The 24015-nt window shown below is 73.3% G+C and carries 22 protein-coding genes and 1 pseudogene; 8 read left to right on the plus strand and 15 right to left on the minus strand.

Going from position 1 to position 24015, the window contains the following annotated elements:
- Positions 1-111 precede the first annotated feature (111 nt).
- The 3 genes and pseudogenes from ABT048_RS22895 to ABT048_RS22905 all read right to left on the minus strand — a co-directional run bounded on the left by ABT048_RS22895 (position 112) and on the right by ABT048_RS22905 (position 2027).
- Positions 112-915, minus strand: a complete 804-nt coding sequence (locus ABT048_RS22895) for a DUF3710 domain-containing protein (protein WP_350523311.1) — start codon at positions 913-915, stop codon at positions 112-114.
- Positions 916-917: 2 nt separating this feature from the next.
- Positions 918-1452 (minus strand): annotated as a pseudogene (gene dut, locus ABT048_RS22900) (dUTP diphosphatase).
- Positions 1449-2027: a PaaI family thioesterase gene (locus ABT048_RS22905; protein ID WP_350523408.1), complete on the minus strand. Its 579-nt coding sequence runs from the start codon at positions 2025-2027 to the stop codon at positions 1449-1451. The pseudogene dut and the gene ABT048_RS22905 overlap by 4 nt, the downstream one beginning before the upstream one ends.
- Positions 2028-2162: 135 nt before the next feature.
- Here ABT048_RS22905 and ABT048_RS22910 point away from each other — a divergent pair, with 135 nt between their 5' ends.
- Positions 2163-2612 (plus strand): DUF3093 domain-containing protein, encoded by a 450-nt coding sequence (locus ABT048_RS22910; protein WP_350523313.1) that lies wholly within the window; start codon positions 2163-2165, stop codon positions 2610-2612.
- Between the two features lie 244 nt (positions 2613-2856).
- Here ABT048_RS22910 and ABT048_RS22915 read toward each other — a convergent pair whose 3' ends face one another.
- The 4 genes from ABT048_RS22915 to ABT048_RS22930 all read right to left on the minus strand — a co-directional run bounded on the left by ABT048_RS22915 (position 2857) and on the right by ABT048_RS22930 (position 6883).
- Positions 2857-3156, minus strand: a complete 300-nt coding sequence (locus ABT048_RS22915) for a DUF4193 domain-containing protein (RefSeq protein WP_030057692.1) — start codon at positions 3154-3156, stop codon at positions 2857-2859.
- Positions 3157-3628: 472 nt separating this feature from the next.
- Complete coding sequence (locus ABT048_RS22920) at positions 3629-4612, minus strand: acyl-ACP desaturase (protein WP_350523314.1); 984 nt, start codon at positions 4610-4612, stop codon at positions 3629-3631.
- Between the two features lie 223 nt (positions 4613-4835).
- Positions 4836-6161: a sensor histidine kinase gene (locus ABT048_RS22925; protein WP_350523315.1), complete on the minus strand. Its 1326-nt coding sequence runs from the start codon at positions 6159-6161 to the stop codon at positions 4836-4838.
- Between the two features lie 68 nt (positions 6162-6229).
- Positions 6230-6883: a response regulator transcription factor gene (locus tag ABT048_RS22930; RefSeq protein WP_030057689.1), complete on the minus strand. Its 654-nt coding sequence runs from the start codon at positions 6881-6883 to the stop codon at positions 6230-6232.
- A 443-nt stretch (positions 6884-7326) separates the two neighbouring features.
- Between ABT048_RS22930 and ABT048_RS22935 the strand changes: the two genes are divergently transcribed.
- Entirely contained in the window at positions 7327-7512 is a 186-nt protein-coding gene (locus ABT048_RS22935) for a hypothetical protein (protein WP_030057688.1), read from the plus strand.
- 216 nt (positions 7513-7728) lie between these two features.
- On the opposite strand, the gene ABT048_RS22940 is transcribed toward ABT048_RS22935, so the two are convergent.
- Positions 7729-8547 (minus strand): inositol monophosphatase family protein, encoded by an 819-nt coding sequence (locus ABT048_RS22940; protein WP_350523316.1) that lies wholly within the window; start codon positions 8545-8547, stop codon positions 7729-7731.
- Between the two features lie 42 nt (positions 8548-8589).
- Positions 8590-9732, minus strand: coding sequence for a ferrochelatase (locus ABT048_RS22945; protein WP_350523317.1), 1143 nt, complete (start codon positions 9730-9732; stop codon positions 8590-8592).
- Between the two features lie 129 nt (positions 9733-9861).
- Between ABT048_RS22945 and ABT048_RS22950 the strand changes: the two genes are divergently transcribed.
- Positions 9862-11118 carry an MFS transporter gene (locus tag ABT048_RS22950; protein WP_350523318.1) on the plus strand — a complete coding sequence of 419 codons (1257 nt, stop codon included), beginning with the start codon at positions 9862-9864 and terminating at the stop codon, positions 11116-11118.
- A gap of 104 nt (positions 11119-11222) precedes the next feature.
- The gene (locus ABT048_RS22955) at positions 11223-12545 is read left to right on the plus strand and encodes a D-arabinono-1,4-lactone oxidase (protein WP_350523319.1); all 1323 of its coding nucleotides are present in this window, start codon (positions 11223-11225) and stop codon (positions 12543-12545) included.
- A gap of 87 nt (positions 12546-12632) precedes the next feature.
- Here ABT048_RS22955 and ABT048_RS22960 read toward each other — a convergent pair whose 3' ends face one another.
- Positions 12633-13502, minus strand: a complete 870-nt coding sequence (locus ABT048_RS22960) for a hypothetical protein (protein WP_350523320.1) — start codon at positions 13500-13502, stop codon at positions 12633-12635.
- Between the two features lie 517 nt (positions 13503-14019).
- Between ABT048_RS22960 and sepH the strand changes: the two genes are divergently transcribed.
- On the plus strand, positions 14020-15099 hold the full coding sequence (sepH, locus tag ABT048_RS22965) for a septation protein SepH (RefSeq protein WP_350523321.1): 1080 nt from the start codon (positions 14020-14022) through the stop codon (positions 15097-15099).
- A gap of 90 nt (positions 15100-15189) precedes the next feature.
- Here the strand turns inward: sepH and ABT048_RS22970 are convergent, their stop codons facing one another.
- Positions 15190-16065 carry a sulfurtransferase gene (locus tag ABT048_RS22970; protein WP_350523322.1) on the minus strand — a complete coding sequence of 292 codons (876 nt, stop codon included), beginning with the start codon at positions 16063-16065 and terminating at the stop codon, positions 15190-15192.
- Between the two features lie 221 nt (positions 16066-16286).
- On the opposite strand from ABT048_RS22970, the gene ABT048_RS22975 reads away from it, so the two are divergent.
- A complete protein-coding gene (locus ABT048_RS22975) occupies positions 16287-17030 on the plus strand; it encodes a VOC family protein (RefSeq protein ID WP_350523409.1) in 744 nt (247 codons plus the stop codon).
- Positions 17031-17050: 20 nt separating this feature from the next.
- On the opposite strand, the gene ABT048_RS22980 is transcribed toward ABT048_RS22975, so the two are convergent.
- From ABT048_RS22980 to ABT048_RS22995, 4 genes are all read right to left on the minus strand, one after another.
- On the minus strand, positions 17051-17707 hold the full coding sequence (locus ABT048_RS22980) for a thymidine kinase (protein WP_350523323.1): 657 nt from the start codon (positions 17705-17707) through the stop codon (positions 17051-17053).
- 61 nt (positions 17708-17768) lie between these two features.
- A complete protein-coding gene (locus ABT048_RS22985) occupies positions 17769-18956 on the minus strand; it encodes an alkaline phosphatase family protein (RefSeq protein ID WP_350523324.1) in 1188 nt (395 codons plus the stop codon).
- 38 nt (positions 18957-18994) lie between these two features.
- On the minus strand, positions 18995-19594 hold the full coding sequence (locus ABT048_RS22990) for a DUF5998 family protein (RefSeq protein WP_350523325.1): 600 nt from the start codon (positions 19592-19594) through the stop codon (positions 18995-18997).
- Between the two features lie 91 nt (positions 19595-19685).
- Entirely contained in the window at positions 19686-22553 is a 2868-nt protein-coding gene (locus ABT048_RS22995) for a bifunctional acetate--CoA ligase family protein/GNAT family N-acetyltransferase (RefSeq protein ID WP_350523326.1), read from the minus strand.
- A 227-nt stretch (positions 22554-22780) separates the two neighbouring features.
- Here ABT048_RS22995 and ABT048_RS23000 point away from each other — a divergent pair, with 227 nt between their 5' ends.
- Together ABT048_RS23000 and ABT048_RS23005 are read left to right on the plus strand one after the other, a co-directional pair.
- Positions 22781-23062: an HPr family phosphocarrier protein gene (locus ABT048_RS23000; protein WP_350523327.1), complete on the plus strand. Its 282-nt coding sequence runs from the start codon at positions 22781-22783 to the stop codon at positions 23060-23062.
- Positions 23063-23197: 135 nt separating this feature from the next.
- A complete protein-coding gene (locus tag ABT048_RS23005) occupies positions 23198-24001 on the plus strand; it encodes an LAGLIDADG family homing endonuclease (protein WP_350523328.1) in 804 nt (267 codons plus the stop codon).
- Positions 24002-24015 lie beyond the last annotated feature (14 nt).

Genomic DNA, 24015 nt, shown 5'->3' on the forward strand with positions numbered 1-24015 from the left:
CACCCCGGTCTCCCGCGGCGACTCCGGAACTGTACGGGGACCGGCCCACCACATGCAAATCGCCCCCGCCCGGGAGTCCGGGCGGGGGCGATCCGGGCCGGTCACGACCGATCAGCGGACCTCGGTGATCTCCGGACCGCGCGCGAACGGGTCGAGCGAGGTGCCGCCGAAGCGGTTGTCGCCCTCACCGGCGGTGGCGGCCGCCCCACCACCGTCGGCCACCATCTGGGCGTCCTCGGGAAGCTTCAGCACGATCGGGTCGCGCGGAGCCATCGGGGCCTCGCCGCGGACGACGACCGTCTGACGGAAGACCTGCTCCAGGATCCCGGCCATCTCCGGCTGCACCGCGGCCTGACCCGAGATCACGCCGCGCAGGAACCAGCGCGGACCGTCGCAGCCGACGAACCGCACCAGCTGGACACCCTGGGTGCCGTCCGGCAGCTGCACCGGGACCTGGGCGCGGAGGTGCCAGCCGAGCGGGCCCTCCTCCTCCTCGATGAGGCCGCCCTGCGAGGTGATGCCGTTGGCGATCTCCTCGCGGACCTCACCCCAGATGCCCTCGGACTTCGGGGCCGCGAAGGCCTGGAGCTGGATGGCGCTGTTGCCGAGCACGAGGGTGGCGGCCACGATCGCGTCACCGGCGACCTCGACGCGCAGCTCCATGCCCTCGACACCGGGGACCAGCAGACCCCCGAGGTCGACTCGCCCCTCCTCGGGGTTCTCCAGCTCCGAGTGGTCCCACGGACCGTCCGGCCGGGGAGCCGGCGGCAGGCCGACCCTGTCGGCCGGGTCCAGCTCGGTCACGTTCTCGCTCTCGGCGGAACCTTCGACGTCATCGGCCGTCTCGTCGGCGCTGATGGCGTCGTCGGCGAGCTGCTCGACAGCGTCCTCGCTCTTCTGGCGACGACGGAACACGGTCACTGTCCTTCCCGGTCCAAGACCGATGCGAATACCTGCTCGGCTTCCTGCGAGGCCGCGGGCATGCTAGACCGCGGCATGGCCGCCGGTCGACCCGAACCCACCCTCGGCGCGTGCCGACCCGGGCAGCTCCTCCACCTCGTGGAAGCGGGCCTTCTCGACCTGCTGGATGACCAGCTGGGCGATCCGGTCCCCTCGGCGGAAGCTGACTCCCTCGCGCGGGTCCAGATTGACGACGATCACCTTGATCTCTCCACGGTACCCGGCATCGACCGTCCCCGGGGCGTTCACGAGAGCAACTCCGCAACGAGCTGCGAGCCCGGAGCGGGGGTGGACGAAGGCCGCGTAGCCGTCCGGGAGGGCGATGGCGACGCCGGTGGGCAGCACGACCCGCTCGCCGGGGGCCAGCTCGGCGTCGACGGTGGTGCGCAGGTCGGCGCCGGCGTCCCCGGGCTGCGCGTAGGCGGGCAGCGGCAGCTCGGGGTCGATGCGCTTGATCAGGACGTCCAGCTGCGGGCGGGGGGTGTCGCTCAAGGGTTCACCTCAAAGGCTCGTGCGCGCTTCATCAGATCCGGGTCGTCGAGGACCCTGTCGATGTCCTCCGCACGACCGTGCGTGGTGAAGTGTTCCAGCTTCACCTGGATGAAGAGCGCCTGAGCGCGTACCGCGACCGGCCCGTCCGGCCCGCCGATCCGCGCCTCGGCGGCGCTGTAGATCTTGCGGCCGTGCACGCCGGTGATCCAGGCACGCAGGTGCAGCACCGAGTCGACCGGCACCGGGGAGAGGAAGTCGGTCTCCAGCCGGCCGGTCACGGCCGGGGCCTGCAGCAGCCAGTTGAGCGTGCCGAGGGTCTCGTCCATGGCGGTGGTCAGCACCCCGCCGTGGGCCAGGCCGGGACCGCCCTGGTGGACGTCCCGGACGGTGAACTCGGCCGTGACGTCGAGTCCCTCGCCGGCGACCGCGTCGATCCGCAGGCCGCCGGGGTGCTGCGGGCCGCAGCCGAAGCAGTGCTCGTAGTGGGAGCCGAGCCGGGTGCCGGGGGCCGGCGCCTCGGGGGCGCGCGGCGGCAGGACGGCGTCCGGCGGCGGGGTCGTCGGGGACGGCGGCATCGCGGGCGTCGGCCGGCCGTCGGGGGCGGTGGGGGCTGTCGTACCGGTCACGGTGCCCAACCCTACCGAGGGGTAGGTGGGCCCCGGGTGGGGGTGGCGTCCCGTGCCCGGCGTCAGGGCGACCACAATGGGGGCATGTACGACGAACGCCTCACGGTGCCGCGCTCCTGGTGGCTGCTCCCGGTCGCAGTGGGCCTCACGCTCGCGCTGATCCTGATCCGGGTCAGCGGCCCGGCCGCGCTGGTCGGACTGGTGGCCGGCATCGCCGCCGGCGCCCTCGCGATCAGCAGCTACGGCTCGGCCCGGATCCGCGTGGTCCAGGGCTCGCTGGTCGCCGGACCGGCCCGGATCCCGGTGGACGCGCTCGGCACCGCGCAGGCGCTGAGCCCCGCCGAGGCGGCGGCCTGGCGCGGCCCGAAGGCCGATCCGCGCGCCTTCATGCTGCTGCGCAGCTACGTCCCGACGGCGCTGCGGGTCGAGGTGAGCGACCCGGCCGACCCGACGCCGTACCTCTATCTGTCGACCCGCTCGCCGATGAAGCTGGCGGAGGCGCTGGAGGAGGCCCGGCGGGGCGCCCGCACCTGAGCGGGCGGGCGCGGGGCCCCGCGGGGCCCGGACGAGACCGGAAAACGGAGAGGGACGGTTCCGCTGCTGCGGGACCGTCCCTACGACTTCGTACGGGCCGACGCGTCGGCCGACTCCGTCCTACCGGGCCCGTCCGTGAGGACGGCCCCCGGAACTGCCGTCCGGCCCCGCTGCCCGGGGCCGGAAGGAGCGGTGTGCCGGTCCCGCGGGAGCCGCGGGCACCGGGCCCTGTCCGCCGCGGTGCTCAGGCGCCGCAGTCCCGGCAGATCGGGTTGCCGTTCTTCTCGCTGTAGAGCTGGCTGCGGTGGTGGACCAGGAAGCAGCTCATGCAGGTGAACTCGTCGGCCTGCTTCGGCAGCACCCGAACGGCGAGCTCCTCGTTCGAGAGGTCGGCGCCGGGCAGCTCCATGCCCTCGGCGGCGTCGAACTCGTCGACGTCGACGGAGCCGCCGCCCTTGTCGTTCCGCCGAGCCTTGAGTTCCTCGATGCTGTCTTCGTTGAGCTCGTCGTCGGTCTTGCGTGGGGTGTCGTAGTCGGTTGCCATTTTTCGCTCTCCCCCTCCGGGTTGTGCGGTGTGTGCGGTATCTCCAGCGCACGTAACGCATGGGGGGTCGGTCTTGTGCCCGACCCGAGGCGGAGATTTTGCCTTACTTCAAGCCCTGTTACTCAATCGACACTCAGCCGGGGGTCCATCGGGGTGATCCCCGGGGCTGTGGAAGGCCTCACGCTGGGCCATCGCCGCCCCTTCCCGGGCCCGGCGAACCATACACGCACAGTGAGCAAGGATGGCGCGGATACCCGCCCGAACCCTTGCCCACCGGGGCTTCCGACCGATCCGACAGGTCCGCACGGGCCCGGAATCCGGTCACGGAAAGCGATCGGCACACCCGACCGGGTGATCACTCTCCGGGGTCGACCGACACCGTGGAGCGACACGGTGTGAGCTTGGTCACGTTCAGAATCTTCCGGGGCAAACCACGGAAAATCCACCCACTCCGACCGCTCGCGGGAGCGCCCTACTCGGCGCTGCGCCGGGCCGCCCGACGGGCCTGCACCGCGGCCTGGCGCTCCTCGAACTTCCGCGCCTGCGAGTCCAGCCCGTCCAGGAAGACGCCCAGCTCGTTCTGGGCCAGCACGCCCTCCGGGCCCAGGCCGCCGATCTCCATCACCTTGAGGTTGCGCAGCACCGGCTGCAGCACGTCGTCGTGGTGGATGCGCAGGTTGTACACCCCGCCGAGGGCGATCTGCGCGGCGGCGCGCTCGAAGCCGGGGATGCCGTGGCCGGGCATGCGGAAGTCCGTGACCACGTCGGCGATGGCCCGCATGGCCTGGTCGGGGGCGATCTCCAGGGCGGCCTTCAGCAGGTTCCGGTAGAAGACCATGTGCAGGTTCTCGTCGTTGGCGATCTTCGCCAGGAGCTGCTCGCAGAGCGGGTCGCCGGCGTACTTGCCGGTGTTGCGGTGCGCGATGCGGGTGGCGAGCTCCTGGAAGGCCACGTACGCGACGGAGTGCAGCATGCTGTGCGCGTTGTCGGACTCGAAGCCCTCGGACATGTGGCTCATCCGGGCCCGCTCCAGCTCCACCGGGTCGACGGCCCGGGTGGCGAGCAGGTAGTCGCGGATGGCTATGCCGTGGCGGCCCTCCTCGGCCGTCCAGCGGTGCACCCAGGTGCCCCAGGCGCCCTCGCGGCCGAACATGGTCGCGATCTCGTGGTGGTAGCTGGGGAGGTTGTCCTCGGTCAGCAGGTTCACCACCAGCGAGACGCGGCCCAGCGCGGTCACCTGCGACTGGTCGAGGGACCAGGCCTCGCCGCCCAGCACGCCGTCGAAGTCGCGGCCCTGGCTCCACGGGACGAACTCGTGGGGCATCCACTCCTTGGCCACGGCCAGGTGGCGGTTGAGCTCCTTCTCCACGACCTCTTCGAGGGCCAGGATCAGCCGCGCGTCGGTCCAGCCGCTCGATCCGAGCGAGGTGCTGCTCTGCACAGGGGCGATGGTCACGGGCTTGCTCCTGGGGGACGGCACGCGCGGGGACGGGCGCGTAGGGCGGGCACACGTCGTGCGATGTCGGCGAGCGCGCCGACGGACGCACTTACGGTTGCGTAGGTTACGACACCGTAAGTTGCTCAGGCCACAAAAGACAAGCCGCCCCCGCCAGGCCTTATGTCGTCTTGACGGCCTGACGGGGGCGGCTCGCTCTTCCTGCCTGCTCCGGGCGGGGAACCTACGGTGAGGGGATGCGGACCCGCATGGTGAGTCCCCCGCCGGCGCGCGCGGTGGCCTCGATGGTGCCGCCGTGGGCGCGCACCACCGAGCGGACGATGGACAGGCCGAGTCCGACCCCCTTGTCGCTGCGGGTGCGGTCGGCGCCCTTGACCCGGCGGAACGGCTCGAAGATGTGCTCCAGCTCGTACCCCGGCACCACCGGGCCGGTGTTGGAGACCACCAGCTCGCCGCCGCCCGGCACCTCGGCGGTGGCCAGCTCGACCCAGCCGCCCGCCGTGTTGTACCGCACCGCGTTCTGCAGCAGGTTGAGCGCCAGCCGCTCCAGCAGCACGCCGTTGCCCCCGACCACGGCCGGATCGAGCTTCGAGCGCAGCTCGACCTCGCGCTTGTCCGCCTCGGAGCGGGTCTGCTCCAGCGCCCGGGTGGCCACCTCGGACAGCTCCACCGGGCGGCGGTCGGTCAGCTCGTTCTCGCTGCGGGCGAGCAGCAGCAGGCCCTCGACCAGCTGCTCGCTGCGCTCGTTGGTGGCCAGCAGGGTCTTGCCCAGCTGTTGCAGGTCGGGCGAGGCGGCCGGGTCGGAGAGCTGGACCTCCAGCAGCGTGCGGTTGATCGCGAGCGGGGTGCGCAGCTCGTGCGAGGCGTTGGCGACGAAGCGGCGCTGGGAGTCGAAGGAGCGGTCCAGCCGGTCCAGCATGTCGTCGAAGGTGTCGGCGAGCTCCTTGAGCTCGTCGTCCGGGCCGTCCAGCTCGATCCGGCGGTGCAGGTCGGAGGAGGCGACGTCGCGGGCGGTGCGGGTGATCCGGCCGAGCGGGCGCAGCACCCGGCCGGCCAGGGCGTAGCCGGCCACGAAGGCGATCACGGCGAGGCAGACCAGCACCGTGAGCGACTTGCGCAGCAGGGTGTTCAGGGCGACGGTGGAGGCCGCCTCGTGCCGGCCGGCGAGCAGCGCGTTGAGCTGCTCGCTGGACATCTGGACACCGTTGACCATGAAGGTGGAGGAGGCGCCGCTGGGGGTGACCACGGTGAAGTTCAGCTGCGGCGGCGAGACGTAGTCCAGGGCCTGCCGGACGAAGAAGTACATCAGCAGCAGGAGGACCACGCCGGCCATCAGGAACATCCCGCCGTAGAGCAGGGTGAGGCGGATGCGGATGGTCGGGCGGAAGGGCAGCCAGGCGAGCATGCCGTCGCCCGGGACGTACGTCGTGTCGTTGCGCGACGGGTTCGACCGGGAGCCGCGCGGCGGGTGCAGGGGCTTGGGCGGTACGGCGCGCGGGCCGCCGGCGGGCGCGCCGGAGGGCCCGCCGGCCGGGGGCGGGGTGGTCATGATCGTCCTCTCGGGGCGTCCGCCGGGGGCGGGCGCGGGGTGGGTGGAGTCCTCGGGGCGGATTCCGGTCAGATCCGGTAGCCGGAGCCCGGCACGGTGACGATCACCGGCGGGTCGCCGAGCTTGCGGCGCAGCGTCATCACGGTGACGCGCACGACGTTGGTGAACGGGTCGGTGTGCTCGTCCCAGGCCTTCTCCAGCAGCTGCTCGGCGGAGACGACGGCGCCGCCGGCCCGCATCAGCACCTCCAGGACGGCGAACTCCTTGGGGGCGAGCTGGACGGTGCGTCCGTCGCGGATCACCTCGCGCCGGCCGGGGTCGAGCGAGATGCCGGCGCGCTCCAGCACCGGGGGCAGCGGGATGGTCGCGCGGCGCCCCAGCGCCCTTACCCGGGCGACGAGTTCGCTGAAGGCGAACGGCTTCGGAAGGTAATCGTCCGCGCCGATCTCCAGGCCCTCGACCCGGTCGCTGATGTCGCCGGAGGCGGTCAGCATGATCACCCGGGTCGCCAGGCCCTGCTCGACCACCTTGCGGCAGACGTCGTCGCCGTGGACCAGCGGGAGGTCGCGGTCCAGGACCACCACGTCGTAGTCGTTGACCGCGATGCGCTGGAGCGCGGCCTCCCCGTCGTACACCACGTCGACGGCCATCGCCTCGCGGCGCAGGCCGGTCGCGACGGCCTCGGCAAGCAGCTGCTCGTCCTCGACGACGAGAACCCGCACGGTCGTTGTCCCTTCTCCAGGCCGGCCCCGGAAGCGGACGCGCGGCTCCGACGGTGCCTCCATCCTGCCTGGTCCTGCGGTAAAGCAGCGATAAGCTGCCACTCGGGCACGGGTCCCGGGTCCGCGGCGATGACCGTTCGTGTCGGTATCACTCCGCTTGGACTGTGACACGGGCAACTTTCTTCCGCCCGGAGGTTTCCCGGCCCCCACCCGGGGGAGGACAGCTGCACACCCGCGATCTGGCTGTTGGCCGGTCGCACCCACCCGCCGTGCGTTTCGTCCGCGCCGGCCCTGGGGTTGGGACATCACCGGGAGCGGCCGCAAGCCGTCTCCGCGTCCGACCGGAGAACCACCGTTTCCGGCCTGGGCGCTTTCACCGGCTGGACCTTCCTCGGGGCGGAGAACGCACGACCGTGCACGTCCGACACAGTAAGGGGGCCCGTATGGACGCCTTCAAGGCCGGAATCCTGCAGCGCATAGCCAACGCCGAGCAGGACCTGCACCGCGCGATCGAGGCCGGGGACGAGTTCCTCGCCGAGGTGGAGCAGTCCGAGCTGGACGACCTCCGCCGACTCGCCGCCGAACACGGCGTGGACACGGTGCTGGAGCGCCACCGCACCGCTGCCTGACCCGTTCGGCACCACCGACCCGTCGCCGGCACTCCGGCACCTGCGGCCCTGCGGGGGCCGTGCGAAACCCAGGCCCTGGCATCCCCCGTATGTCAGGGCTCTTCGCATGTCCGGGGCCGCCCGCGGGCCCTTCGCCGGACCAGGGCCGCCCGAGGGCCCGGTACGGCCGGTCCGGGCCCGCGGGGCCGGACCGGCCGGAGCCGGTCAGTCCGGCCCTCAGTCCGCCCACGCGCGCAGCGCGGCCAGGCGCTCCTGCAGCGGCTCGTACACGCCCGGGGCGGCGGCCACGGTCAGCTCGCGGTCCGGTCCGTGCCCGGGGCGGCCGCCGGTCAGGGCGCCGGCCTCGGCGGCGATCAGGCAGCCGGCGGCGCGGTCCCAGGGGGCGAGGCCGCGCTCGTAGTAGCCGTCCAGCCGCCCGGCCGCGACGTCGCACAGGTCGACCGCCGCCGCCCCGCCCCGGCGGATGTCCCGCACCTCGGGCATCAGTGCCAGCAGGACCTCGGCCTGGCGCACCCGCACCGACTGGACGTAGTTGAAGCCGGTGGCGATCAGCGCCTGGCCCCACGGCGGGGCCTGGCGGGCCGAGAGCGGCCGGCCGTTCAGTCGGGCACCGCGGCCCAGAACGGCGTGGAACAGCTCGTCGCGCGCCGGGGCGTACACCACGCCCACGACCGCCCGGCCGTCCACCTCGGCGGCCACGCTAACCGCCCAGGAGGGCAGCCCGTACAGGTAGTTGACCGTGCCGTCGAGCGGGTCCACGACCCAGCGGACCCCGCTGGTGCCGGGCCGTTCGGCGCCCTCCTCGCCGAGGTAGCCGTCGGCCGGCCGGCGGTCGGTGATCAGCTCCAGCACGAGCTTCTCGGAGGCGAGGTCCATCTCGGTGACGACGTCGACCGGGCTGCTCTTGGTGCCGGCCACGCCGAGGTCGGCCGGGCGGCCGTCGCGCAGCAGGATGCCGGCCTGCCGGGCCGCGTCCAGGGCGACGTCCAGCAGGTCGTCGAGGAGCCGGTCGTCGGGCTGGGCGGGGGCGGTCACGGGATTCTCCTCCGTAGCGGCGGGAACGAGGGTCGGGCGGGTTCAGCGCTCGGCGACGGCCGGGCGCGGGGCGCGCGGGTTGGGGCAGCAGGCGATCGCGCACACGTCGTGGCCGGGGCCCAGCGCGCCGAGGGCGCAGCGGGTCACGTCCTCGCCGCGTTCGGTGGCGGCCCGCTCCAGGACGAGGTCGCGGACGGCGGCGGTGAACCGGGGGTCGGCGCCGACGGTGGCCGCGCGGGCCACCGGCAGGCCGAGTTCGGCGGCCTTGGCGACGGCCTCGGTGTCGAGGTCGTACTTGACCTCCATGTGGTCGGAGACGAAGCCGATCGGGACCATCACCACGGCGGGCGCGCCCTCGGCCTGCCGGGCCTCCAGGTGGTCGCAGATGTCCGGTTCCAGCCACGGGGTGTGCGGGGCTCCGCTGCGGCTCTGGAACACCAGCGCCCAGGGCCGGTCGGCGACGCCGGTGCGTTCGGCGACGGCCGCGACGATCAGCCGGGCCACGTCCAAGTGCTGGGCGACGTACGCGCCGCCCGGCGTGCCGCGGGCCGGGTCGTCCGGGGCTCCCGAGGTCTCGGCCATGGTGTCCGGGATCGAGTGCGTGGTGAACGCCAGCCGGGCGCCGGCCCGGACGGCCTCGGGCAGCTCCGCCAGCGCGGCCAGGGTGGCGTCGATCATCGGCTCGACGAAGCCGGGGTGGTTGTGGAAGTGCCGCAGCTTGTCGACCCGCAGGGGAGGCACGCCCTCCTCCGCCAGGGCGGCCAGCGCGTCGGAGAGGTTCTCCCGGTACTGTCGGCAGCCCGAGTAACCGGCGTAGGCGCTGGTGGCGAGCACGGCGATCCGGCGGTGCCCGTCGGCCGCCATCTCCCGCAGGGTGTCGACCAGGTAGGGCGCCCAGTTCCGGTTGCCCCAGTAGACCGGCAGGTCCAGCCCGTGCTCGGCGAAGTCCTTGCGCAGCCCGGCGAGCAGTTCGCGGTTCTGCTCGTTGATCGGACTGACCCCGCCGAACATGAAGTAGTGCTTGCCCACCTCCTTCAGCCGTTCCTTGGGGATCCCGCGGCCGCGGGTGACGTTCTCCAGGAACGGGACGACCTCCTCGGGGGCCTCGGGCCCGCCGAAGGACAGGAGCAGCAGGGCGTCGTACGGAGCGGCGCCGGAGGGAGCGGGTTTGCGCGCGTCGGACATGGCACCGATCCTGCCACTGAGGGGCCGGGCGACGGCGCCGGGGCCGCGTCGGCGTCCGGAAAATACCGTTTGCCAACCTACGTAAGCTGTGTTGGCCAGCCTTGTTCCTTACCCAGACGGAGACTCCCCGTGCTGTCCAGCTACCGCCGGATATTCGCCGCCCCCGGCACTCTGGCCTTCTCCTCTGCCGGGTTCCTGGCCCGTCTGCCGATCTCCATGGCCGGGATCGGCATCGTGACCATGCTCTCCCAGCTGACGGGGTCGTACGGGCTGGCCGGCGCGGTCTCGGCGACGATGGCCGTCGCAGCCGCGGCACTCGGCCCGGCGGTCTCCTGGCTGGTCGACCGGCGCGGGCAGCGCCGCGTCGCGCTCCCCGCCACCGCGATCACCGTCGCCGCCGCGACCGGACTCCTGCTCTGCGCCCATTTCCACGCGCCGTCCTGGGCCCTCTTCCTCTTCGCCGTCGGCCTCGGCGTCATGCCCAGCGCCGGCGCCATGGTCCGCGCCCGCTGGGCCCACCTCTACCGCGACGACGCCGCCAAGCTGCACACCGCGTACTCCTTCGAGGCCGTCGTCGACGAGGTCTGCTTCATCGTCGGCCCGATCCTCGCCATCGGCCTGGCCACCAACGTCTTCCCCGAGTCCGGCCTGCTGGTGGCCGTCGTCGCGCTCGCCGTCGGCATCGCCCTGTTCACCGCCCAGCGGCGCACCGAACCGCCGGTCCACCCGGCATCGGCCCACAGCGGCGGCAGCGCCATCCTCAACGGCGGTCTGGTCGTGCTGGTGCTGACCTTCGTCGCCACCGGTGCGATCTTCGGCTCGGTCGAGATCGTCACCGTCGCCTTCGCCGACGCCCAGGGGCACAAGGGGCTCTCCAGCGTCGTCCTCGCCGTCTGGGCGTTCGGCTCCGGCCTGGCCGGCGTCGTCTACGGCGCGCTCAAGCCCAGGACCCCGCTGGCCACCCGCTTCTTCGTCGGCGTGGTGATGATGGCGCTGAGCATGATCCCCATCCTGCTCGTCGCCTCCACCGTGCACGGCGTCGGCGGGCTGATCGCGGCCGGCGCCGCCCTGCTGGTCGCGGGGGTCGCCATCTCCCCCACCCTGATCTCCGCGATGGCCCTGGTCGAGCGGCTCGTCCCGGCCGCCAAGCTCACCGAGGGCATGGCCTGGACCACCACCGGCCTCGCCCTCGGCGTGGCCCTCGGCTCCTCGATCGGCGGCTGGGTGGTCGACGCCTCCGGCGCCCCGGCCGGCTACTGGGTCCCGCTGGCCGCCGGCGCCCTCGGGGTGCTCGTCGCACTGACCGGGCTCCGGCGCCTGCGCTCCGGAGTCGCCGCGAACGAGCCCGCCGAATCGGCCGATCGACCCGTAGACGTCGAACGGTGAACTGACTAATCTCTCGCCCTACCCATGGGCCTACCCGTGGGTAGGGCGGCCGCGCCGCCCCGGACCGCGCCGACCCGTTCGGCCACGGAGCAGGAGGCAGCGCAATGCCCCAGGCCAGTACCGCGACCCGCACCCGGTGGACCAACTGGGCCGGCAACCAGAGCGCCGAGCCCGCCCGGTCCGCCGCCCCCGGCACCGCGGAGGAACTGGCCAGGGAGATCCTGCGCGCCGCCGACCAGGGCCGCACGGTCAAGGCCGTCGGCTCCGGCCATTCCTTCACCTCGATCGCCTCCGCCGGTGACGGCGTCCAGATCCGCCCGCACGCGCTCACCGCCGTCCGCGAGATCGACCGCGAGGCGGGCACCGTCACCGTCGAGTCCGGCCTCCCGCTGCACCGCCTCAACCGGCTCCTCGCCGCCGAGGGCCTGTCCCTCACCAACATGGGCGACATCGAGGTCCAGACCGTCGCCGGCGCCACCAGCACCGGCACCCACGGCACCGGCCGCGACTCCGGCTCGCTCGCCGCCCAGATCCGCGCGCTGGAGATCGTCCTCGCGGACGGCTCCGTCAAGCGCTGCTCGCCCACCGAGAACCCCCGGCTCTTCCAGGGCGCCCGGCTCGGCCTCGGCGCCCTCGGCGTGATCACCGCGGTCACCTTCGGCGTCGAACCGGCCTTCCTGCTCACCGCGCACGAGCAGCCGATGGCCTTCGACGAGGTGCTGGAACGACTCGACGACCTCACCGCCGTCAACGAGCACTTCGAGTTCTACTGGTTCCCGCACACCGACCGCTGCGCCACCAAGCGCAACAACCGCAGCCAGGGCCCGGCCGCCCCGCTGCCCCGGTTCAAGGGGTGGCTGGAGGACGACTTCCTCTCCAACACCGTCTGGGAGGGCGCCTGCCGGGTCGGCCGGCGCTTCCCCGGTTCGATCCCCTCGATCGCGGCACTGGCCAGCCGCGCCTGGTCCGACCGCAGCTACACCGACACCGCGTACCGGGTGTTCACCAGCCCGCGCAAGGTCCGCTTCGTGGAGATGGAGTACGCGGTGCCGCGCGAGGCCGTCGGCGGGGTGCTGCGCGAGCTGAAGGCCCTGGTCGAGCGCTCCGACTGGAGGATCAGCTTCCCGGTCGAGGTGCGCTTCGCCCCCGCCGACGAGCTCTGGCTCTCCACCGCCTCCGGCCGGGACAGCGCCTACATCGCCGTCCACCTCTACCGGGGCACCGCCGACCAGGGCTACTTCACCGGCGTCGAACAGTTGATGACCGCCCATCAGGGCCGCCCGCACTGGGGCAAGCTGCACACCCGCGACGCCGAGTACCTGGCCGGCGTCTACCCGCACTTCGGCGACTTCACCGCGCTGCGCGACGAGGTCGACCCGCAGCGGGTCTTCGGCAACGACTACCTGCGCCGGGTACTGGGGGCCTGATCCCCCCGGGGAGCCGGTCCGACCCGGCCGGTTCGCCGGGGTCCCGCCGGTTCACCCGGAGTGCCGGTCGGCTCGCCGGGGTCCCGGTCAGGTCGCCGGGGTCCCGGCCGCCGGCGACGGGGCCGCCGGCGCCCGGGTGGGCTCGTCCCCCGCCACGGGCGGCTGCGAGGTGGCCCCGCCCGTGGGCTTCCCGCCGTCCGCCGACGGGGAGGACCCGGCCGACGGGCTCGCGCTCGGGCCCGCCGAGGGCGAAGCCGTACCCGCGCCGGTGCTCGGGGTACCGCTCGGCTCCCGGCCCGGCCGCGTCGTCGCCGGAGCCGAGGCAGCACCGGACGGCGTCGCCGCCGGTCCGCGTGTGTCGCCCGGCGCCGGCCGCTGCGGCGGAGCGTCCTGCGGCTGCGCCGACCTGGGCGCCACCGAGCCGCCGAAGGAGGTGCCGTTGCCGGACTCGCCCTTGACCGTCGCCGACACCGGCTGCCCGGTCGCCAGTTCGAACGCCACGATCGGCGTCATCGCCACCACGAACACCAGCCCGGACACGGCCGCGTAGGTCTTCCAGGTCCACCGCCGGCGCGCCCGCACCACCTGCGGCTCGTTCCACTCCGCGGTCAGCACCGGCCGACGCGCCGGCTGTTCCGACTGCTCCGACTGCTCCGACTGCTCCGACTCCACCGGCACCTGGCGCAGCGCGTTCGCCGTCTGGTTCGGCCCCCGGTCCACCACCTCGCGCAGTTGTTCACCGGTCCGCCTGAAGAGGTGCTGGAACACCGCGCCGCCGGTGGTGGCCCCGACACTCACCACCGCAGCGCCCAAGATCGTTCCGTACACGCCCAGTTCGGAGGCCAACAGCGCGCCCACGACGGCGGCCAGCGCGCTCGCCACGACCTGAGCCGCACTCAGATCGATCCGCCTGCGCTCCTCCTTGCCGCCCTCCTCGGCGGGGATCCGCTCCGGCATCAACATCCCTCGGTCCGTACGACTGTTCCTCGAACAAGCCACTCCATCTTGCCCAAAGAAGGACACAAGGGACGAAAATGCGGTTCTGCACGCCCGGATTGTGTGAAGATGATCACCGTCCACCCGTCGGTGGTACGCCATCGGTGGTGCGCGCTCTTGAGATTCCCGTGAATCGCGGGAGACTTGAGCGGCGAGCCGCCCCTTCGGGTGCCACGAATGGAGTACTGTTCGTAAAGCCTGAGCCTTGGGTCGACTTGTCGACTGCGCCTTCACCGGCAGCTTGACGAAGAGCCACGGAACGGGCACGCACGGCGACGCCCGTCCCGGATCGTCGCGAACACTCCGCGTGCGAGGAGGGCCGGGACACCCAGGCGCGACGCCGACGGATGGCGTGGCAAAAAGGCAACCGTGCCACAGCGGCGCGCGCGGGCATGAGCCCGACACGCCGGGGAACTCAGCAAGGTTGTGGCCAGTCGCGAGTGGGCAGGCCACACTCAGTACGGGAGCAGCGACGCAGGTGACGTCGGCAGGCACCACCCGGGAGGTAAGCGTGCCCGAACTGCGGGTTGTGGCCGTCAGCAACGACGGCACACGGCTGGTGCTCAAGGCTGCCGACAGCACGGAGTACACCCTCCCCATCGACGAGCGGCTGCGCGCCGCCATCCGCGGCGACCGGCCGCGCCTCGGCCAGATCGAGATCGAGGTCGAGAGCCACCTGCGCCCGCGGGACATCCAGGCCCGGATACGAGCCGGTGCCTCCGCCGAGGAGGTCGCCCAGGCCGCCGGGATCTCCGTCGACCGCGTCCGCCGCTTCGAGGGCCCGGTCCTCGCCGAGCGCGCCTTCATGGCCGAGCGCGCCCGCAAGACCGCCATCCGCCGCAACGGCGAGTCCCCCGGCCCGCAGCTCGGCGAGGCCGTCGCCGAGCGCCTCGCGCTGCGCGGCGCCGAGAAGGACACCGAGCGCTGGGACTCCTGGCGCCGCGACGACGGCACCTGGGAGGTCATCCTCTCCTACCGGGCCGACGGCGAGGGCCGCAGTGCCTCCTGGACGTACGACCCGCCCCGGCGCCTGGTCCAGCCCAACGACGACGAGGCCCGCGCGCTGATCGGCGAGAACGTCGAGCGCGAGGAGGAGTCGGTCTTCCCGTTCATCCCGCGGATCGCCCGGCTCCCCCAGGAGCGGCCGCCCCGCCCGATGATCGACCGGCCCTCGGCCGACCGCATCATGTCGGCCCGCGAGGTCCGCGAATCGCGGGAGGCCACCGCCGACGCCCGGGACTCGCTGACCAGCCTGCTCGACGTCGTCCCCGCCTTCCGCGGCGACCTCGCCGTCGGCGGCCCCACCCCGATCGAACCGGCGCCCGCCGAGGTCGCCGAGGAGAGCGAGGAGTCGGCCGCGGCCGCCGCCCCGGCGGTCGGCGCGGGCTCGGCCTACGCCGACATCCTGATGCCGCGCGCCGTCGCCCCGCACCGGGAGCGCCTGGTCGGCACCACCGACCGGCAGGCCGAGGCGGACGGCGTCCGGCCCGGGCGCCGGGCCACCGTGCCCAGCTGGGACGAGATCGTCTTCGGCAGCCGGCGCAAGAAGCAGGAATAGCAGCAGGACGCGGTGCGGGGTGTCGGCTCGGCCGGCGCCCCGCACCGCTGTGTGCCCGTCAGGAGTTCCCGCCGCGGACGGCGTGCCGGATCAGCCCGGCTGGTCGGTGACCGCCACCGGGCGGCTCGGGTCGCTCGACCACTCGCTCCACGACCCCGGGTACAGCGTGGCCGCCAGACCCGCCACCTCCAGCGCCAGGATCTGGTGCGCCGCCGTCACCCCCGAGCCGCAGTACACCGCGACCTCCTGCTCCCCCGCGCCCAACGCGCGGAAGCGGGCCGCCAGCTCGGCCGCCGGACGGAACCGCCCGTCCGGGCCCACGTTCTCGGCCGTCGGCGCCGACACCGCGCCCGGGACGTGCCCGGCCCGCGGGTCCACCGGCTCCGTCTCGCCCCGGTAGCGCTCCCCCGACCGGGCGTCCAGCAGCAGACCGGCGCGCGCCCAGGCTGCGGCGCCGTCCGCGTCCACCGTCGGCAGCTGCCCGGGCACCGGCTTGAAGTCCCCCTCCACGGGCTGCGGAAGCTCGGTCGTCACCGGCAGCCCGGCCGTCTGCCAGGCCGCGAAGCCGCCGTCCAGCACCCGGACGTCCCGGTGCCCGGCCCAGCGCAGCAGCCACCAGGCACGCGCCGCCGCCATCGAGGCCGCACCGTCGTACACCACGACCGGTCGCTGCGCGCCCACCCCGAAGCCGCGCATCGCCGCGCCGAACTCCTCCGGGTCGGGCAGCGGGTGGCGCCCGCCCAGGCCGGGCGCGCCGGGCGGGGCCGCGAGGTCCCGGTCCAGCTCGACGAAGTGGGCGCCGGGCAGGTGCCCGGCCCGGTACTCCTCGGCCGCAGTCGGGCCGCCCGGCGCGGCACCGACCAGCTGGTAGCGCACGTCCAGCAGCACCGGCGGACGGTTGGAGGCGAGCGCCTCCCGCAGCTCGGCCGCGGAGATCAGCGGAGAACCCTCGTTGTAGGTCGTCATGGCCGCCATTGTCGCGCAGCGCCACCCGCAGGCGCGGCGTACGGATCCGTGCCGGGCCCGACGAATCCACGGGACACGCCCGGGTCGCCGCTCTTTGTGGGGACTTTGCCGGACTTTCCGCGCGGCCCGAGGGTTGGGCGCCCGCCAGGGTGGAAGCATCACCCTCGCGTACGAGGATTTCCGTGCGCCAACCACCCACGAGGAGGCCCGCATTGCCCGCGGTGGAACTCCGACTGGCCCAGGGCACGCCCTGCTGGGTCAGCCTGCTGACCGACGACCTGTCCGGCGCCCGCGCTTTCTACGGCGAACTGCTCGGCTGGACGTACTCCCCGGGCCCCGGCCAGCTCGGCGACTACGTCCGGGCCGAACTCGACGGGGCACCGGTCGCCGGCCTCGGTCTCTCCACCGCCACCGGCTTCCCGGTGCAGTGGACCACCTACTTCGCCGTGGACGACGCCGACCGCACCGCCCAGTTGGTCCGCGAGTGCGGCGGCACCGTCGCCGTCGGGCCGTTGCAGGCCGAGCGCGCCGGGCGGATGGCCATCGCCTCCGACGTCTCCGGCGCCGTCTTCGGCCTCTGGCAGGGCGAGGAGCACCTCGGCCGGGAGGCCGGCACCGAGCCCGGCGAGCCGGCCTGGGCCGAACTGCTCACCCCCGACACGGAGGGCGCCGCCGTCTTCTACGCCGCGGTGCTCGACCGCCCGCTCCGGCCCGGTGCGGACGAGACCGCACTGCTCGTGCACGGCCGGCCGGTCGCCGGCATCCGGCACCGCGCCGACCTGCGCGGCCACCCGCCGCGCTGGCGCACCCACTTCGCCGTCCGCGACGCCGGCCTGACCGCCCGTCACGCCGTGGAGCTCGGCGGGCGGATCCTGGTCGCGCCGCACGACACCGCCCGCGGCCGGGCCGCCCGGCTGGCCGACCCGCAGGGCGGGCACTTCTCCGTGCTGGAGGCCGGCGCGTAGCGGGTGCCGGCCCGGGGGCGTCAGGCCTGCTGCTCCTCGAAGGGCAGCACGTCCGGGGAGAGCACCGAGGCACGGGCCGTCGCGGCGGTCATGCGGCGGCGGTGGTGGCGGCGGCACAGCACCTCGTAGCCGACCTCGTCGTCGCGCACCGAGATGTCACCGATCACGACCTGGGCGCCCTCGACCACCATCACCCCGCCGACCGTCCGGGCGTTGTGGGTCGCCCGCGCCCCGCACCAGCACAGCGCCTCGACCTGCAGCACCTCCACCCGGTCGGCCAGCTCGATCAGCCGCTGCGAACCCGGGAACAGCCGGGTGCGGAAGTCGGTGGTGATGCCGAAGGTGTAGACGTCGATGTCCAGTTCGTCCACCACCCGGGCCAGCTGGTCGACCTGCTCGGCGTCGAAGAACTGCGCCTCGTCGCAGATCAGGTAGTCCACCCGGCCACCGGCCGAGAGCCGGTGCACCACGTGCGCGTGGAAGTCGAAGTCGTCCGTCACCTCGACCGCCTCGGCCCGCAGGCCCAGTCGGCTGGAGATCGTCGCGGCGCCCGCCCGGTCGTGGCGGGTGAGGATCACGCCCTTCCGGCCGCGCGCGGTGTGGTTGTGGTCCATCTGCAGCGCCAGCGTCGACTTGCCGCAGTCCATCGTGCCCGAGAAGAACACCAGTTCAGCCATGGGTGGAGCAGGGGCCTTTCACATCAGGGGAGTTCGGGCACAGAAGAGTCAAGGGACGGACTCAGCCGCGGACTTCGAGCAGCGGCACGAACTGCTCGACCGGGGTCATCGAGCCGTGCAGCCCGATCATCGCGGATTCGCCGGGCTCGTTGCGGGAGGCGACGATCGCGATGTCGTCGCGCGCCGCGGCGACCACGTCGCCGATCCGTCCGTACACCCGCTCGTCCACGGCCGGGCCGAACCAGCCCGCCTCGACCGCCTGGTCCCGGGTGGCGACCCACATCCGGTCCCCCAGCACCTCGCTCCAGACCGCGTGCACGTCGGCCGCGGCGCCGGGCACCGCGTACACGTGCCGGGCCCGGCCCTCACCGCCGAGCAGCGCCACGCCGGCGCCCAGCTCCCAGTCCTCGTCGAAGTCGATCCGGTCCTCCGGCGCGATGTCGATCATGCCGTGGTCGGCCGTCACGTACATCGCCGAGCGCGGCGGCAGCCGCTCGGCCAGCCGGCGGGCCAGCCGGTCCACCGCGTCCAGCGTCATCCGCCACTCGTCGGAGTCCACCCCGAAGCGGTGGCCCGCACCGTCCAGCTCGCTGACGTACGTGTACACCAACGCCCGGTCGTGCTCGGCCAGCCAGGAAGCCGCCAGGTCCATCCGCTCCTCGCCGGTGGTGCGGCCGAGGAAGGTGCCGCCGGACAGGGCCACCCGGGTCAGCGGGGTCTGAGCGAACAGCGGGGACGAGACCTGCGCGGTGGCCACCCCGGCCCGGTGCGTCTGCTCGAACACCGTCGGGTACGGCTGCCAGGCGTGCGGCTCGGTCGGCGGCTGCCAGCGCAGCTGGTTCATCAGGTAGCCGGCGCCCGGCACCGCCACCGTGTACCCGGCCAGGCCGTGCAGGCCAGGCGGCGTCCCGGTGCCGACCGAGGCCAGCGAGGTCGCCGTGGTGGACGGGAAGCCCGCGGTCAGCGGACGGCCGCTGCCGCCCAGCGAACTCCCGGCCAGCGAGGACAGGAACGGCGCGTACTCGGGGTGGCGCAGCAGCAGCTCCCACCCCAGGCCGTCCACCAGGAACACCACCACCCGGTCCGCCGGGGCGATCGGCAGCGTCGCGGTGAACCCGGGAACGCCGAGGCCCGCCGCCACCGAGGGCAGCAGGTCGCACAGCGAACCGCTGCCGTACGGCGGCGCGGGGGCGGTGGCGGGGTCAAGGATCTCGAAGGCGTCGTAGCCGTCGGCAGGAACGAAGGACATGGAACCGGATTCGTAGCGGTCGGAGGCGGCGGCGGCGATCAGACCCGCGGGCTGTTGTCGATCGTCGCGTCGGACAGGGCCCGAGCGAACACCAGCGCCTGGGCCACCGTCTCCGGGCCGTCACCGGCCTCGCTCACCCGCAGCGAGAGGTCGTCGGCCGTCGCCGAGCCCGTGTAGCCGTGGTCCGCCTCGCAGTTCGGGTCCGAGCAGCCGGCCGGCTCCAGGTCCAGACGCTGCACCGCGCCCCAGCCGATCGTCAGCACCACCTCGCGCGGCAACGTGCCCGGCGTGTACGTCTCCGGGTTCGCCACCATCCGGCTCACCACGACCGAGCCGATCCGGTCCAGCCGGACGCTCTCCGTCGAAGTCGTCGCGAACGGCACCGAGGGACTGCCCTCCGCCCCCGACTGCTCGTCGGTGTGGCTCACCACGAAGCGGGTCGGAGTCAGCACCAGCACCGTCACGTGCCGGCGGACCTCGTTGGCGTCGAACGTCGTCTCCTGGTGCACCAGGTAGGAGCTGATCGGCTCCGGGCCCACCGCGGACTCCACCGCCTCGGACACCAGGGCCGGGTAGTAGCCGCTGCGCTCGATAGCCGAGCGCAGGTCCTGAGTGGTGGTGGTACCGGTCTTCGCCATATCTCCATCCTGGCATGGTCCGCCGACGAAGCGGGCGGCACGGCGCCGAGCTTCGGACAACAGCGCCCGGGCAGGGCGCAACCAAGGAAGGTTACAGCGTGCTCATCGCGCGCGGGCCCAGATCGCTGCGGACCGGCAGGGGCGCGACCCGCACCCGCGCCCCCAGGATCGCCAGCCCGTGCGGGGCCACGACCACGGGTTCGAGATCCACCGAGGCGATCTCCGGAACGTCGTCCACCAGCTGCGACACCCTGAGCAGCAGTTCCTCCAGCGCGCCGGTGTCCACCGCCTCGGCGCCGCGCCATCCGAACAGCAGCGGCGCGGCCCGCACCTCCCGGATCAACCCGGCGACGTCCTGGTCGGTGGCCGGAACCAATCGGTGCGCCGTGTCGCCCAACAGTTCGGCCGGCGCGCCCGCCAGACCGAAGGAGAGGATCGCGCCGACCGCGGGGTCCACCAGGGCGCCGATCACGGTGTCCACCCCGCGCGGCGCCAGCCGCTGCACCACCAGCTCGGCCTGCGCGGCGCCGCCGAGCAGCGCGTCCAGCTCGCGGTGGGCGCGGCGCAGGCCCGGCTCGCCGGTCAGGTCCAGCCGGACACTGCCCAGGTCGGGACGGTGGCGCAGGTGCGGGGCGGTCGCCTTCAGGGCCACCGGGTAGCCGAGCGAGGCCGCCGCCGCGACGGCCGACTCCTCGTCCGGTGCGGGCAGCGTCGGCGAGACGTCGATGCCGTAGCAGGCCAGCAGCTCGCGGGCCGCGGCGTCCGGCAGGGTGATCCGGGCGCCACCGGGCTGGGTGCGCGTCGAGAGGGAGCGGCGCAGAGCGCCCCGATCGAGGGTGGTGGTGGGCGACGGGCGGGACCCGGCCCGGGCGCGCAGCACCGCCTCCACCAGGGTGCGGGCACCGGGCTCGTCGATCCGGTCCAGCTCGGGGACCCGCGCGGTCTCCTCCGCCTCGGCCGTCCGGCTGCGCCACTGCGCGTAGTGGACGGCGTGGGCGAGCGCGTGCACGGCCCGCTCGGGCGCCGCGTACGCGGGGATGCCGCCGGGACGCAGCCGGACCGGCAGGTCGGTGAGCGCCAGGTGGGCGAGCAGCAGCGGTTTGCCCAGCTCCTTGGCGCGCTGTCCGGCTTCGAGCAGGGCGGCGGCGATCTCCGGGTCGTCGGAGCCCATCTCGGGGTCGTCCTCGCCGGTGAGCCGGCCGCCCATGAAGGCGTGCGCGGAGGTGCCGATCGGCGGGATGGCGACGGCGATCACCGCGTCCACGGCGGGGTCGGCGAGCGCGACGTCCAGCGCGATCCGGAAGTTCTCGCCGGTCGCGGCCGTGGTCAGGTCGACGGGGGTGCGCGGGCGCAGGCCGGCGCTCAGCAGGGCGTCGTAGGTGAGCAGGCCCAGGGAGTCCGAGTTGCCGACCACCGCGACCCGGTCGCCCCGCGGCAGCGGCTGCTGCGCCAGCAGCTCGCCGGTGTCGTACAGCTCGGTGATCGTCCCGACCCTGATGACGCCCGCCTGTTCGAACAGCGCGTCGACGGTCTCGTCGCGCAGGCCGGTGGCGGTGGCCGGGACGGCGTGGCCGGGCGGCAGGCTCCCGGTGTGCCGGGCGCCCTTGACCACCACGACCGGCTTGACGGCGGCCAGCCGGCGGGCGATCCGGGTGAACTTGCGCGGGTTGCCGAAGGACTCCAGGTACAGCAGGACGACCTGGGTGGCCTCGTCCTCGGCCCAGTACTGCAGGAGGTCGTTGCCGGACACGTCGGCGCGGTTGCCCACCGAGGCGAAGGAGGACACCCCGAGGCCGCGCTTGTGGGCGGCCTCCAGCAGGGCCACGCCGATCGCGCCGGACTGGCAGAAGATCCCGAAGCCGCCGCGGCCGGGCAGGCGCGGTGCGAGCGAGGCGTTCAGCGGGTTCGCCGGGTCGGTGTTGATCAGGCCGAAGGCGTTCGGGCCGATCACCCGCATCCCGGCCGCGCGGGCCTGGCGGACCAGCGCGCGCTGCCGGTCCCGGCCCTCCGGGCCGGTCTCCGCGTAGCCGGCGGTGACCACCACCAGGCCCTGCACGCCGTGGGCGCCGCACTCGGCGACGGCGGCCGGGACGGCACCCTCGGGGACGGTGATCACCGCGAGGTCCACCGGTCCGGGGATCTCCAGGATCGAGCGGTGCACCGGGACGCCGTCCAGTTCCGTGCCGGGCGGGGCGTTGCGGTTCACCGCGTGGACCGGGCACTCGGCCGGGGCGCTGCCCAGCAGGTCGCGCAGGATCGCCCGGCCGACCGTCTGCGGGGTGCGGGAGACGCCGATCACCGCGACCGAGCGCGGGGTGAGCAGCCGCTGCACCGAACGCGCCTCGGCGCGGTGCTCGCGGGCGCGCATCACGGCGAGCGAGCGGTCGGTCTGTTCGAGGTCGAACTCCAGGTGCACCACGCCGTCGGCGAAGCTGCGGCGCTGGGTGTAGCCGGCGTCGGTGAAGACCTTCACCATCTTCCGGTTCTCCGGCAGCACCTCGGCCTGGAAACGGCGGATGCCGCGCTCCTGCGCGACGGCCGCGATGTGCTCCAGCAGGGCCGAGGCCACCCCTCGGCCCTGGTGGGCGTCCTGCACCAGGAAGGCCACCTCGGCGTCGGTGCCGGTGGCGGAGGGGCGGCCCTCGGCGTCGATCCGGTCGTAGCGGACGGTGGCGATGAAGTGGTCCCGGACGACCACCGCGAGGCCGACCCGGTTCACGAAGTCGTGGTGGGTGAAGCGGCGGACGTCCTTGTCCGAGAGCCGGGGATAAGGGGCGAAGAAACGGAAGTACTTGGACTGTTCCGAGACCTGCTCGTAGAACTCCACGAGGCGCCCGGCGTCGGCGGGCGTGATCGGCCGGATCCGGGCGGTACCACCGTCGCGCAGCAGGACGTCGGCCTCCCAGTGCTGCGGATAGTCCGGTTGCTGCTCGGGGTTCACTGCCGCGGGGTCGTCCACATTCGTCAGGTTATCCGGCACCGGGCCGGATGGCGCCGGATGCGTGCCCACGGCAGGGTGGACGGGACCAATGGCCCGGGGTTTATGCCCCGAAAAGAAACAATCACAACTCCTGAACGCCGCGGCTCGCCGGGCCGTCTGCGTGCAACACTGGTCTAGACAACATGGCCGCTTCCCCCGCTCCCCCGAGCACGGCCGTGACCAGCTTCACCGGAAAGGCACGTCTCATGGCTGAGCGCCGCGTCACCATCGGTTGGGCCGAGGGCCTGCACGCCCGTCCCGCCTCCGTCTTCGTCCGGGCCGTCACGGCCACCGGCGTGCCGATCACCATCGCCAAGCCCGGCGGCAACCCGGTCAACGCGGCCTCCATGCTCGGCCTCCTCGCCCTGGGCGCCCAGGGCGGCGACGAGGTCGTCCTGGCCTCCGACGCCGCGAACGCCGACGACGCGCTCGACCGCCTCGCCAAGCTCGTCCAGGAAGGCCTCGACGAGCTCCCCGCCGCGGCCTGAGGCCTCACGGAAGCGCCCGGCAGTGACTAGCACTGCCGGGCGCTTCGGTCTACGGATTCGATCGCATCCACACCATCGAGCGAACCGATTGCCATTCCACCCCATCGAACGATCGGTCGAGCCCATGCTCGCGGCATGACATTCTTCGACCTCGAACGACCCGATCACGCGTACATGTTCGCTTTCCTCCAGGCGGACGGGCACCTCGCGCGGGGGGTCGGCAACAAGGGCCGGCTCACGGTGGAGCTCTCGGTGCGCGACGCCGCGATCCTCGAAGAGTTCCAGCGGCTCTGCCCGTTCTACAGCAGCATCCGGTACCGGACGCGCAGCACGAACTTCAAGGCCGACCACACGGCCGCCACGTGGTCGGTCAGCGCACGGGAGTTCCGTCAGGAGCTGGAGTCCCTCGGTCTACCGGCTGGACGGAAGTCCGAAATCATCGCGCCGCCGACGGTACCGTTCACCGCGCGTGACTACCTGCGGGGTCTGATCGACGCGGACGGCTCGGTGGGAATCACCGCGCTGGGTCTTCCCTTCGTCGGCCTCACCACGAAGAGCGACGCCATCGCGGCCTTTGTCGTGGACTACGCAGAACACCTCACCGGGGCACCACGCACCGCCCGCCGCAATCAGCGCGACGGGATCGTCAACCTCCTCTACTCGCGAGAAGAGGCCGTTGCCATCCTCTCCGAGCTCTACTATCCGGGCTCTCTCGCCTTGCCCCGAAAGCGAGCCGCCGCGGAGCAGGCGACCAAGTGGGTCCGGCCGACAACCGTGAAGAGAAGGATCAAACGGTGCTGGAGCACGGCCGAGGACGAAATCCTCATGGCGTCCCCGAGCATCAGGGCAGCCGCGGAGCAGCTCGGCAGGACCGAACAGAGCTGCAGCGTTCGCCGATGGCGCCTCAACGGCTGTCAGTCGCGGAGGATTGCGTCATGACCGAGGCCCCCAGA

The sequence above is a fragment of the Kitasatospora sp. NPDC096140 genome (genome assembly GCF_040303045.1).
In the GTDB taxonomy this organism is placed as follows: domain Bacteria; phylum Actinomycetota; class Actinomycetes; order Streptomycetales; family Streptomycetaceae; genus Kitasatospora.

What these genes read in the sequence shown, in the direction of transcription:
- ABT048_RS23000 (WP_350523327.1), top strand. Translation starts at nt 22,781, where the DNA reads ATGGCTGAGCGCCGCGTCACCATCGGTTGGGCCGAGGGCCTGCACGCC.
- ABT048_RS23005 (WP_350523328.1), top strand. Translation starts at nt 23,198, where the DNA reads ATGACATTCTTCGACCTCGAACGACCCGATCACGCGTACATGTTCGCT.
- ABT048_RS22910 (WP_350523313.1), top strand. Translation starts at nt 2,163, where the DNA reads ATGTACGACGAACGCCTCACGGTGCCGCGCTCCTGGTGGCTGCTCCCG.
- ABT048_RS22905 (WP_350523408.1), bottom strand. Translation starts at nt 2,027, where the DNA reads ATGCCGCCGTCCCCGACGACCCCGCCGCCGGACGCCGTCCTGCCGCCG.
- ABT048_RS22925 (WP_350523315.1), bottom strand. Translation starts at nt 6,161, where the DNA reads ATGACCACCCCGCCCCCGGCCGGCGGGCCCTCCGGCGCGCCCGCCGGC.
- ABT048_RS22990 (WP_350523325.1), bottom strand. Translation starts at nt 19,594, where the DNA reads ATGGCGAAGACCGGTACCACCACCACTCAGGACCTGCGCTCGGCTATC.
- ABT048_RS22980 (WP_350523323.1), bottom strand. Translation starts at nt 17,707, where the DNA reads ATGGCTGAACTGGTGTTCTTCTCGGGCACGATGGACTGCGGCAAGTCG.
- ABT048_RS22970 (WP_350523322.1), bottom strand. Translation starts at nt 16,065, where the DNA reads ATGACGACCTACAACGAGGGTTCTCCGCTGATCTCCGCGGCCGAGCTG.
- ABT048_RS22935 (WP_030057688.1), top strand. Translation starts at nt 7,327, where the DNA reads ATGGACGCCTTCAAGGCCGGAATCCTGCAGCGCATAGCCAACGCCGAG.
- ABT048_RS22960 (WP_350523320.1), bottom strand. Translation starts at nt 13,502, where the DNA reads ATGCCGGAGCGGATCCCCGCCGAGGAGGGCGGCAAGGAGGAGCGCAGG.
- ABT048_RS22985 (WP_350523324.1), bottom strand. Translation starts at nt 18,956, where the DNA reads ATGTCCTTCGTTCCTGCCGACGGCTACGACGCCTTCGAGATCCTTGAC.
- ABT048_RS22945 (WP_350523317.1), bottom strand. Translation starts at nt 9,732, where the DNA reads ATGTCCGACGCGCGCAAACCCGCTCCCTCCGGCGCCGCTCCGTACGAC.
- ABT048_RS22955 (WP_350523319.1), top strand. Translation starts at nt 11,223, where the DNA reads ATGCCCCAGGCCAGTACCGCGACCCGCACCCGGTGGACCAACTGGGCC.
- ABT048_RS22915 (WP_030057692.1), bottom strand. Translation starts at nt 3,156, where the DNA reads ATGGCAACCGACTACGACACCCCACGCAAGACCGACGACGAGCTCAAC.